This is a genomic window from Paucilactobacillus nenjiangensis (assembly GCF_005405445.1).
In the GTDB taxonomy this organism is placed as follows: domain Bacteria; phylum Bacillota; class Bacilli; order Lactobacillales; family Lactobacillaceae; genus Paucilactobacillus; species Paucilactobacillus nenjiangensis.
Genome location: NZ_BJEB01000096.1, coordinates 1 through 3083 on the forward strand (window position 1 = coordinate 1; position 3083 = coordinate 3083).

Annotated in this window: 1 rRNA gene; it reads left to right on the forward strand. The window is 49.4% G+C overall.

The features are described from left to right. Positions 1 to 160: 160 nt before the first annotated feature. Positions 161 to 3082 (forward strand): 23S ribosomal RNA (locus FFM59_RS09825). Position 3083: the final 1 nt, after the last annotated feature.

Consider the following 3083-nt stretch of genomic DNA (forward strand, 5'->3'; position numbering starts at 1 on the left):
AACTTGTACTTTGAAAACTAAATAATATCAAAATTTTTTATTTATTAATTGTTTTAACAATTAAACCGAGAACACCGCGTTATTTGAGTTTTTTTAAAGAGTTATCGCATATACTCAATTAATCTGTTGTCAGCCAGCACGCAAGTGCTGGAATCAACAAGGTTAAGTTATAAAGGGCGCATGGTGAATGCCTTGGTACTAGGAGCCGATGAAGGACGGGACTAACACCGATATGCTTCGGGGAGTGGTAAGTACACTTTGATCCGGAGATTTCCGAATGGGGGAACCCAGCTGACTTAATCGTCAGTTATTGCTTAGTGAATTCATAGCTAAGTAAAGGTAGACGCAGTGAACTGAAACATCTCATTAGCTGCAGGAGTAGAAAGAAAAATCGATTCCCTGAGTAGCGGCGAGCGAAACGGGAAAAGCCCAAACCAGAGAGCTTGCTCTTTGGGGTTGTAGGACAGAACATTTGAGTTACAAAAGTATTACGTAGTTGAATCAGCTGGGAAGCTGAGCCAGAGCGGGTGATAGCCCCGTAAGCGAAACGTAATACCCTCAGCTCTGTATCCTGAGTACGGCGGAACACGTGAAATTCCGTCGGAATCCGGGAGGACCATCTCCCAAGGCTAAATACTACCTAGTGACCGATAGTGAACCAGTACCGTGAGGGAAAGGTGAAAAGCACCCCGGAAGGGGAGTGAAATAGTTCCTGAAACCATGTGCCTACAATCAGTTGGAGCCCGTTAATGGGTGACAGCGTGCCTTTTGTAGAATGAACCGGCGAGTTACGATTGCATGCAAGGTTAAGACAGAAAAGTCGGAGCCGTAGCGAAAGCGAGTCTGAAATGGGCGTATGAAGTATGTTGTTGTAGACCCGAAACCAGGTGACCTACCCATGTCCAGGTTGAAGGTGCGGTAAAACGCACTGGAGGACCGAACCCGTGTCAGTTGAAAATGGCTGGGATGAGGTGTGGGTAGCGGTGAAATTCCAAACGAACTTGGAGATAGCTGGTTCTCTCCGAAATAGCTTTAGGGCTAGCCTCGGACTTAGAATCATGGAGGTAGAGCACTGTTTGGACTAGGGGCCCGTCATGGGTTACTGAATTCAGATAAACTCCGAATGCCATTGATTTATGTCCGGGAGTCAGACGGTGAGTGATAAGATCCATCGTCGAAAGGGGAACAGCCCAGACCGTCAGTTAAGGTCCCAAAATATATACTAAGTGGAAAAGGATGTGGAGTTGCTTAGACAACTAGGATGTTGGCTCAGAAGCAGCCACCATTTAAAGAGTGCGTAATAGCTCACTAGTCGAGTGATCCTGCGCCGAAAATGTACCGGGGCTAAGTATATTACCGAAACTACGGATGCAACCATTAGGTTGCGTGATAGGAGAGCGTTCTAAGGGCAATGAAGTCAGACCGTGAGGACTGGTGGAGCGCTTAGAAGTGAGAATGCCGGTATGAGTAGCGAAAGACAGGTGAGAATCCTGTCCACCGAATGACTAAGGTTTCCTGGGGAAGGCTCGTCCTCCCAGGGTTAGTCGGGACCTAAGTCGAGGCCGAGAGGCGTAGACGATGGATAACAGGTTGATATTCCTGTACCAGTTAAATGCGTTTGAACAATGGAGGGACGCAGGAGGCTAAGCAAACCAGACTGTTGGATATGTCTGGCCAAGCAATAAGTCTTGGAGAGAGTGAAATGCTTTTTCCTTTAAGGACAAGTTGTGATGGGGAGCGAAATTTTAGTAGCGAAGTTGCCGATGTCACACTGCCGAGAAAAGCTTCTAGTGAGTATTTAACTGCCCGTACCGCAAACCGACACAGGTAGTCGAGGAGAGAATCCTAAGGTGTGCGAGTGAACTCTCGTTAAGGAACTCGGCAAAATGACCCCGTAACTTCGGGAGAAGGGGTGCTGTACGAAAGTACAGCCGCAGTGAATAGGCCCAGGCGACTGTTTATCAAAAACACAGGTTTCTGCAAAATCGTAAGATGAAGTATAGGGGCTGACGCCTGCCCGGTGCTGGAAGGTTAAAAGGATGGGTTAGCTTCGGCGAAGCTCAGAATTGAAGCCCCAGTAAACGGCGGCCGTAACTATAACGGTCCTAAGGTAGCGAAATTCCTTGTCGGGTAAGTTCCGACCCGCACGAAAGGCGTAACGATCTGGGCACTGTCTCAACGAGAGACTCGGTGAAATTGAAGTACCTGTGAAGATGCAGGTTACCCGCGACAGGACGGAAAGACCCCATGGAGCTTTACTGTAGCTTGATATTGAGTGTTTGTACAGCTTGTACAGGATAGGTAGGAGCCGTAGATACCGGAACGCTAGTTTCGGTGGAGGCGTTGGTGGGATACTACCCTCGCTGTATGACCACTCTAACCCGCATCACTAATCGTGATGGGAGACAGTGTCAGGTGGGCAGTTTGACTGGGGCGGTCGCCTCCTAAAAAGTAACGGAGGCGCCCAAAGGTTCCCTCAGAATGGTTGGAAATCATTCGCAGAGTGTAAAGGCACAAGGGAGCTTGACTGCGAGACAGACAGGTCGAGCAGGGACGAAAGTCGGGCTTAGTGATCCGGTGGTTCCGTATGGAAGGGCCATCGCTCAACGGATAAAAGCTACCCTGGGGATAACAGGCTTATCTCCCCCAAGAGTCCACATCGACGGGGAGGTTTGGCACCTCGATGTCGGCTCATCGCATCCTGGGGCTGTAGTCGGTCCCAAGGGTTGGGCTGTTCGCCCATTAAAGCGGTACGCGAGCTGGGTTCAGAACGTCGTGAGACAGTTCGGTCCCTATCCGTCGCGGGCGCAGGAAATTTGAGAGGAGCTGTCCTTAGTACGAGAGGACCGGGATGGACATACCGCTGGTGTACCAGTTGTTCCGCCAGGAGCATCGCTGGGTAGCTACGTATGGATGAGATAAACGCTGAAAGCATCTAAGTGTGAAACTCGCCTCAAGATGAGATTTCCCATCTCCTTCGGGAGAGTAAGACCCCTCAAAGATGATGAGGTAGATAGGATGGAAGTGGAAGTGCAGTGATGCATGGAGCGGACCATTACTAATCGGTCGAGGACTTAACCACA